At 71.6% G+C, this 8315-nt stretch carries 6 protein-coding genes; 2 read left to right on the top strand and 4 right to left on the bottom strand.

All coding sequences use genetic code 11. The features are described from left to right. Positions 1–128: 128 nt before the first annotated feature. From ACFWGJ_RS38620 to ACFWGJ_RS38605, 4 genes are all read right to left on the bottom strand, one after another. On the bottom strand, positions 129–1196 hold the full coding sequence (locus ACFWGJ_RS38620) for an iron-siderophore ABC transporter substrate-binding protein (protein ID WP_387333629.1): 1068 nt from the start codon (positions 1194–1196) through the stop codon (positions 129–131). Then, complete coding sequence (locus ACFWGJ_RS38615; protein WP_387333628.1) at positions 1196–3121, bottom strand: ABC transporter ATP-binding protein; 1926 nt, start codon at positions 3119–3121, stop codon at positions 1196–1198. Before ACFWGJ_RS38615 ends, ACFWGJ_RS38620 begins: the two co-directional genes overlap by 1 nt. Beyond that, the gene (locus tag ACFWGJ_RS38610; RefSeq protein WP_387333627.1) at positions 3118–4812 is read right to left on the bottom strand and encodes an ABC transporter ATP-binding protein; all 1695 of its coding nucleotides are present in this window, start codon (positions 4810–4812) and stop codon (positions 3118–3120) included. Before ACFWGJ_RS38610 ends, ACFWGJ_RS38615 begins: the two co-directional genes overlap by 4 nt. 130 nt (positions 4813–4942) lie before the next feature. Continuing rightward, positions 4943–6286 (bottom strand): lysine N(6)-hydroxylase/L-ornithine N(5)-oxygenase family protein, encoded by a 1344-nt coding sequence (locus ACFWGJ_RS38605; protein WP_387333626.1) that lies wholly within the window; start codon positions 6284–6286, stop codon positions 4943–4945. A gap of 86 nt (positions 6287–6372) precedes the next feature. On the opposite strand from ACFWGJ_RS38605, the gene ACFWGJ_RS38600 reads away from it, so the two are divergent. Together ACFWGJ_RS38600 and argB are read left to right on the top strand one after the other, a co-directional pair. Beyond that, the gene (locus tag ACFWGJ_RS38600) at positions 6373–7320 is read left to right on the top strand and encodes a methionyl-tRNA formyltransferase (protein ID WP_387333625.1); all 948 of its coding nucleotides are present in this window, start codon (positions 6373–6375) and stop codon (positions 7318–7320) included. A 53-nt stretch (positions 7321–7373) separates the two neighbouring features. Next, a complete protein-coding gene (gene argB, locus ACFWGJ_RS38595) occupies positions 7374–8300 on the top strand; it encodes an acetylglutamate kinase (protein WP_387333630.1) in 927 nt (308 codons plus the stop codon). Positions 8301–8315 lie beyond the last annotated feature (15 nt).

Raw genomic sequence — 8315 nt, 5'->3', positions numbered from 1 at the left:
CAGGCCACATTGTCTCGTGGGCTGGTATTTGTGTATACGAGACACACACAGCGTGGTCGGGGGCCAGGTATGATCCGGGGCCCCGGACCTTCTGTCCGCTGGGCCCCGCGGCAATCGCGAGGTCACTCTCAAGAGGACGGTTCGGTCACCTTCGTGGCGGTGTCGCCGTCGACGGCCGCGGCCAGCTGCGGCACCAGGCGCTCCAGCATGTAGGGCAGGCTCAGCACCGACACGAAGGACACGGAGTTGCCGTAGTCGCTGGTCTCCTCGACGAAGACCTCGCGGCCCTGCTTCACGACGTCCAGGTCGCCGTAGAGCGCGTTCTTGTGGAGCTTGGCCTCGTCCTTCGCCCTGTCGCCGACGATCCAGACGGCGGCGTCGGTGTTCAGCAGGTCGGTGCGCTCCTTGCTGATGTTGGCGCCGAACTTGTCACCGATGACCTTGTCGAGATCGGTCGGCAGTGTGAAACCGAGGTCGGTCAGGACCCGCGAGCGCGAGTCCTGGCTCCCGAAGACGAAGATGCCCTCGTACGGGGTCGCCATCACGCCCGTGGACTTGGCGAACTCGGGGTTGTCCTTGGCGGCGGTCGCGAAGTCGGACTCGACGCCCTTCACGAGGTCCTTCGCCGCGGACTCCTGCCCGAGCGCCTTGCCGATGATCTCGGTCTGCTGCTGCCACGGCACACCGAAGTCGTTGTACTGCTTGGGCTGCGCCACGACCGGGGCGAACTTCGACAGGGTCGCGTACTGGTCCTTCGTGAGGCCGCCGTACACCGCGAGGATCAGATCGGGGTTCAGCGCGGCGATCTTCTCCGTCTGCGGACCCGTGCCGGTGTCCTTCAGTACGGTCGGGGTCTTCCCGCTGCCCAGTTTGTCGGTGGCCCAGGGGCCGATGGCACCCTTGTAGCCGCCGAGCCACTCGGTGGTCCCGACGGGCACTTTGCCGAGGGCGAGTACGGCGTCCTGGTCGGTCAGCCCGACCGTGACGATCCGCTTCGGCTCCGACTTGACGGTCGTGCTGCCGTATTTGTGGTCCAGGGTCACCGGGAAGGCGCTGTTCGCGGACGCGGACTTGTCCGCGCCCGCCGCGTCGGAGCCGGAGTCGTCGTCGGAGCCGCAGGCCGCCGCGGTGCTGAACAGGAGGAGCGCGGAGGCGAGCGTCGCGACAAGGCGTGCGCCTCTGGAAGAGCCGGGCATCAGTGGTCCTTCACGGTGGTGGTGTCAGGGCTGGTGGTGCTGTGAGGGCTCGGGTGGTGCGTGGGGGTCCGGTCGGCCGTGGCGCGGGTGCCCGACCACGCCGCCCACAGGGAGGCGTAGGGGCCGGCCGCGGCGCACAGCTCGTCATGGGTGCCGTTCTCCACGATCCGGCCGCCGTCCATGACGACGATCCGGTCCGCGGTGGCGGCCTGGGTGAGGCGGTGCGCGACGATCAGCGCCGTACGGCCCTCGACCGCCCGGTCGGCCGCCTGCTCCAGGAGCCGGGCGCCGGTGCTGCCCGCCTCGGCGGTGGCCTCGTCCAGGACGGCCACCGGGGGATCGGCCAGCACCAGGCGCGCCAGGGCGAGTTGCTGGACCTGGGCGGAGGTGAGGCGGTGTCCGCCGTCGCCGACGACCGTGTCCAGGCCGTCGGGCAGGGCCCCGGCCCAGTCGAGGGCGTCCACCGTGGCCAGGGCGGTACGCAGTTCGTCGTCGGTGGCGCCGGGCCGGGCGAGCCGGAGGTCGTCCGCGAGCGGTCCGGCGAAGACGTGCGTCTCCTGGGTGACCAGCGCGACGGGCAGGCCCGCGCGGGGCACGCCGTCGCCGGTCGTCACGCGTACCGAGCCTGAGGTCGGACGGTGCACGCCCGCGATGAGTTTGGCCAGCGTGGTCTTGCCGGCGCCGCTCACGCCGACCAGGGCCACCCGCTCACCCGCCCGGAGGGTGAGGTCCACGTCGTGCAGGACGGGGCGGCCCGGTTCGTAGGCGTGGCCGATGCCCGTCACGGTGACCGTGCCGTGCGCGCCCGTGTCCCGCGACCCGGACGCGGTGGACGGCCGTGGACGCTCGCCCGGCTCCGGCTCCGGCCGCGGCCCGGGGGAGGGCTGGTCGGCGACTCCGACCAGGCGGGCGAGCGCGGCGGTCGCCGACTGCGCGTCGTCGAGGAGGACGAGCGCCTGGTTGACCGGCGAGAACAGACTGTGGAAGTAGAGCGCGGCGGCCGTGGCCGTGCCGATGGACACCGACCCGCCGCGCACCAGCAGGAACCCGGTGACGAGGACGGCCGCGAGTCCGGCGTACTCCGCCACGTGCAGCCGGTTGTAGAAGTTCAGCACCAGCCGCACGCCGCGCAGGGTCAGCTCGACCGCCGCCGACGAACGCCGGGTCACCCGCGCGGTGTGCTCCTCCTCAAGCCGGAACGCCCGTACGGTACCGGCGCCCGCGATGGTGTCCAGCAACTGCTGCTGCTGGGAACCGGTGGCGATCCGCTGCTCGGCGTAGAGCGGCACGGCGTTGCGTACGTACCAGCGGGCGGTGGAGGCCTGGACGGGCACCGCGATGAGGGCCGCGAGGAAGAACCGCCAGTCCAGCGCGGCCATCGCGGCCAGCGTCAGCACGATGGCCAGCAGGGAGCGGGCCAGTTCGGGCAGGGCCGAGCGCACCGCCTCGCCCACCACCGAGACGTCCCGGGTGACCCGGGCGGTGAGGTCGCCCGCTCCCGCCTTCTCCACCTGCTCCAGGGGCAGCCGCAGGGCCTTCTCCACGAACCGCTCGCGCAGTTGCGCGAGGACGGTCTCGCCGAGCCGTGCCACCAGGGCCAGGCCCAGTACGGTGGCCGCGCCCTGGGCGAGGGCGACCAGCACCAGCAGGACGACCGGCTGGGTGATGCTCCCCGGCGGGCGGTGCTCGGCGACCAGGTCCACGATGCGGCCGAGCAGCGGCTGGACCAGCAGGCCGACCGCGGTGGCCACGACCATCATGGCGAACCCGCCGAGGGCCAGCCGGCGGTGCGGCCGCACGAGTTCGCGTACGGCGGCGCGCGTACGGGCCTGGGTCGCGGTGGGCAGCAGCTCCCGGCCCGGGGCGGGCGGCAACTGCTGTCCCGTGGTGCTGGGTTCGTCCAGTCCGGCGGTGGTGTCACTCATGCCAGAACCGCCGCTCGGTAGGTCTCATGACGGGCTATCAGATCGGCGTGCGGGGCCGTGTCGGCGACCCGGCCGCCGTCGAGCAGCACCACCCGGTCGGTCACGGCGAGCAGTGCGGGGCTGGTGGTCACCAGGACCGTGGTGCGGCCCTTGCGGACCTCGCGCAGACCGGTCGCGATACCCGCCTCCGTCACGGCGTCGACCGCGGTGGTCGGATCGTGGACCACCAGGACGGCACGGTCGGCTGCCAACGCGCGGGCCAGCGCGACCCGTTGGCGCTGTCCGCCGGAGAGCGAGCGGCCGCGTTCGCTGACCGCGGTGTCCTCGCCGTCGGGCAGGGTCTGCGCGACCTGGGCGACTCCGGCCGCGGTCATGGCGGGTTCCGGGTCGCCGGACGCGGGTGCGGAGGCCGTCACGTTGTCGCGGACGGTGCCTTCGAAGAGGTCCGCGTCGTGCTCGGCGACCAGCAGCGCCGTACGCATCTCGGCCGGATCCAGGTCCCGCAGGGACACGCCGTCCAGTTCCACCGTGCCCGCGTCGGGGTCCGCCCGCCGCGCCAGGCAGCGCAGCAGGTCGGTCGCGTGGGCGGGGTCGGTGGCGACCACGCCGAGCAGTTCACCGGGCGCGATGTCGAGGTCCACCTCGCGCAGTCCGCCGTGGCTGACGCCGGCCAGCCGCAGTGCGCCGCGCACCTCCGACGGCAGGCTCAGCTCACCTGCGGTGACGCCGTGCGGGGTGGCCAGGACCTCTCCGACCCGGCCGGCCGAGGCGCGGCCCTGGGCGAGTTCGGCGTTGACCCAGGCGAGCACTTCGAGGGGGCCGACGAGGAAGAGCGCGAGCCCGACCGCCGACACCAACTGGCCCAGGCTGATGCTGCCTTCCGCGGCCAGCCGTCCGCCGACCAGCGCCACGAGGGCGATCAGACAGCCGGTCAGGGAGAGCACCATGCCGCTCTGGAAGGCCTGTGCGCGGGCCGCCTTGAGCGTGGCCGCCAGGGAGTCGCGGCTGGTGGTGCGGTAACGGTCGATGGCCGCCGACTCGCCGCCGATGCCCTTGAGGATCCTGAGGCCCGCCACCAGGTCGGCGGCGACGGCGGAGGCGTGTGCCGCGCGCTCCTGCTCGGCCTCGCTGCGGGTCTCCAGGGGCTTGCTCAGCAGATGTCCGAGCCACAGCAGCACGGGTGTGCCGAGCAGGACGACCAGGCCGAGCAGGACCGACGTACGCAGCAGGACGACGGCGCAGGTGAGGATGCCGGCCAGGGACGCGATCCCGTACATGACGGCCGTGTTGACGCCGCCGACCCGCTTGGCGTCCTCGGTCGCGATGTTGGCGAGCGCACCGGGCAGCCGGCCGTCCTCGGCGCCGCCGCCGGGATGCAGGACGCGTCGTACGAGGGCGATGCGCAGGGAGTGCTCGGCCCGGACCGCGGACCGGTCGCCCGCCCACGCGCCGAAGCGGAAGGACAGGGCCAGCCCGACGTAGACCACGGCGAGGACGCCGAGCCACAGGAGGAGGGCGCCGGTGTCGGAGCCGGTGACGGCCCGGTCGATCACCACGCCGATCAGTACCGGGACCAGGGCTTCGCCGACCTGGTGTCCGGAGGCGAGCAGTGCGCCGAGACCGACGTCCCGGCGTTGCTCCCTGACCGACTCCCGCAGGACGTCGCGTCCTGACGGATATGTAGGACTCACCCGCAACCCCTCCGGGATCGGACGAAGAAAACTTAGGTGAGGCTACTCTAAGTTGCTGACCATGGCACTGCCCAGGGCGGGAGCCCTGCGCGGGTGTGGAGTGGTGTCACACCCGCACGGGGCGGGCCGCTCAGGCCGCCGGAACCGCCAAGTCGGCCGCACGGTGGGCGATCAGGGACTCCAGGATCTCGCCGGACCGTACCGCCGTGGTGGACAGCAGGGTCGAGGTGAGGCCGTGCGTGTGCTCGGTCGCGCCCTGCAGATAGATGCCCGCCGTGACATCGGGCGTCAGCTCGACCCGGTGGTCGCGGCCGACGCGCACGGCGTCCTTGTCGTCGCGCAGGCAGAGTTTCGCGGTTCTGCCCAGCAGGGTGTCGAGGTCTCTGGGGCGGTAGCCCGTCGCGTGGACCAGCAGGTCCGCGGAGATCACCTCCCGCTCCCCGGTGGGGAGGTACTCGACGGTGACCTCCAGATGGTCGTCGAGGCTGCGGACGTCCCGGATGCGGGAGACGTTGCGCAGTTGCAGCCGCTCGCGGCCCTGGACCTTCTCGCGGTACATCGTCGCGTACAGCGACTCGATGAGGTCCATGTCGACCACCGAGTAGTTGGTGCTGCGGTGGTAGTCGACCAGGGACTGTTTCACCTCCGGCGTGGACCGGAAGTAGACGTCCACGGCCTCCGGGTCGAAGATCCGGTTGGCGAACGGGCTGTCGTCGGCGGGCGTGTACCCGTACTTGGCGAAGATCGCGCAGATCTCCGCCTCGGGGAAGGAGCGGTGCAGGTAGTCGAGCGCCTCGGCGCCGCTCTGGCCCGCGCCGAGCACCAGGACGCGGCCCACCGAGCCGCCGTCACCGGAGGCGTTCAGCTCCCTTACGCGCGGCACGAGTTCGCTGTTGTGCCAGATGCGGTCCGACAGGGCCGTCTCCGGGGGCAGATGCGGCTCCAGGCCGACGGCCACCGAGATGTTCCGGGCCCGCCGGGTGATGGTCCGGCCCGGCTCGCCGGGTACGCGGCTGACGACGTCCAGCCAGCGGACCTCCCCGTCGGGGCCGGTCACCGGGTCCACGGAGACGACCTCGTCCGAGTAGTCGACGAGGTGCGCCACCCGGGCGGCTGCCCACTCGAAGTACTCGTGGAACTCGATCCGCAGGGGGAACAGCGTCTTGGCGTTGAGGAAGTCCACCATCCTGCCCCGCTCCCGCAGGAAACACAGGAAGCTGAAGTCGCTGGTCGGGTTGCGCATGGTGACCAGGTCCTTGAGAAAGGACACCTGCATCGTGGCGTCTTCGATGAGCATGCCCCGGTGCCAGCCGAACGACGGCTGACGCTCCAGGAATCCCGCGCGGATCCGGTTCTCCGGAGCGGCTTGGGCGTTGTGTTCCTCAACCGCAATGGCCAGTGCGAGATTTGACGGCCCAAACCCTATACCGAGCACGTCAAGGACGGCGTCCGGTTCGTCGTGCAGTGCGTTCACCGCAACTTTTCCTTCCCCTAGGCGCCACTGATGTTAAATAAGGTTAGCCTTACCTTGCAATGGTGTGTCCTAGGAGAGGATCGACTATGCGGGTCGTCATGTTCGGCTACCAGACCTGGGGGCATCGCACCCTCCAGGCTCTGTTGGACTCCGACCACGAGGTGGTCCTGGCCGTGACCCACCCCAAGAGCGACCACGTCTACGAGAAGATCTGGGACGACTCGGTGGCCGATCTGGCCGAGAAGCACGGCGTACCGGTGCTGCTGCGCAACCGGCCCGACGACCCCGAACTCCTCGCCGCACTCAAGGACGCGGAGCCGGACCTGATCGTCGCCAACAACTGGCGCACCGTGCTGCCCCCGGAGGTCTTCGACCTGCCGCCCCACGGCACGCTCAACATCCACGACTCGCTGCTGCCGGCCTACGCGGGCTTCTCCCCGCTGATCTGGGCCCTCATCAACGGCGAGCGGGAGGTCGGAGTCACCGCGCACCGGATGAACGCCGAACTCGACGCCGGTGACGTGCTCCTGCAGCGCGCGGTGCCGGTCGGGGCGGCCGACACCGTCGCCGACCTGTTCCACCGCACGGTCGACCTGATCGGCCCGGTCGTGAACGAATCGCTCGACCTGATCGCCTCGGGCCGCGCGCAGTGGATACCGCAGGACCGCAGCCGGGCCAGCTTCTTCCACAAGCGGTCCCTTGAGGACAGCCGGATCGACTGGACGTGGCCAGCCGAGGACATCGAGCGGCTGGTGCGGGCCCAGTGCGACCCGTACCCGAACGCGTTCACCCACCACCGCGGGCAGCGGATCCGGATCGTCGAGTCCGCGGTCTCGGAAGGCCGTTACGGCGGGACTCCTGGCCGCATCTTCATCCGCGAGGGCGACGGCGTCGTCATCGTCGCCGGTACGGAGGCGAGGAACGGGCGGCTGCGCGGGCTGGTCGTCAAGCGGGTCCGCACCGAGGACGGCGCGGAGCACGCGGCGACGGACTACTTCCGCACGATGGGCGGCTATCTCACGGGTCGCCCGTGAGCGACGTGGCGGTGGCTGGTACAGCGGTGGCGGACGGGATCGTGGCGGACGCGGTGACCGAGGTCGCCGCGTCCGTCGGCGGCCCCGCCGACCGGCTCGCGGCGCTCGAACCCCTGCGCGGGCACACGGTCGTCGTCAAGTACGGCGGTCACGCGATGACCGACGACACGCTCCGGCGGGCCTTCGCGCAGGACGTCCTCACCCTGTACCGGGCGGGCGTCCGGCCCGTCGTGGTGCACGGCGGTGGCCCGCAGATCGCCGCCCACCTCGACCGGCTCGGGCTCAAGTCCGACTTCCTCAACGGGCTGAGGGTCACCACCCCCGAGACCATGGAGGTCGTACGAATGGTGCTGTCCGGCAAGGTCCAGAAGGACCTGGTCGGACTGCTGAACGAGCACGGGCCGCACGCGGTGGGGCTCAGCGGCGAGGACGGCCACACCCTCACCGCGGTCAAGCGCTATGCCAAAGTGGCCGGTGAGAGCGTCGACATCGGCCTGGTCGGGGACGTGGCACGGGTCGACACCGCCGTCGTACGACTCCTGCTGGAGGGCGGCCACATCCCGGTGGTCTCCTCCGTGGGCCGGGGCGAGGACGGGCAGGTCTACAACGTCAACGCGGACACGGCGGCCGGGGCGCTGGCCGCCGCGCTGGGGACGCGGGTCCTCGTCGTCCTCACCGATGTGCCCGGCCTGTACGCCGACTGGCCCGCGAGCGAGCGGGTCGTCGACCGGATCGGGGCGGCGGAACTGGAGCGGGCGCTGCCCGGCCTGGCCGGCGGGATGGGGCCGAAGATGGAGGCGTGTCTGCGGGCCGTGCGGGGCGGGGTGGGGGTTGCCCGGGTCCTCGACGGGCGTGCGCCGCACGCCCTGCTCCACGGACTGGTCGGCGGCGCCGGATCCGGCACGACGATCGTGCCGGACCCGACGGCCTCCGTGGCCCCTGTGGCCCCGGCGGCGCATTCGGCGGCTCCGGTGGCCTGACATACACGTGGTGCC

Origin of the sequence: Streptomyces sp. NPDC060205, from assembly GCF_042728395.1 — a bacterium.
Taxonomy (GTDB): domain Bacteria; phylum Actinomycetota; class Actinomycetes; order Streptomycetales; family Streptomycetaceae; genus Streptomyces.
The sequence above is the reverse complement of the archived record's forward strand: the minus strand, read 5'-3'. Positions and strand labels throughout refer to the sequence as shown.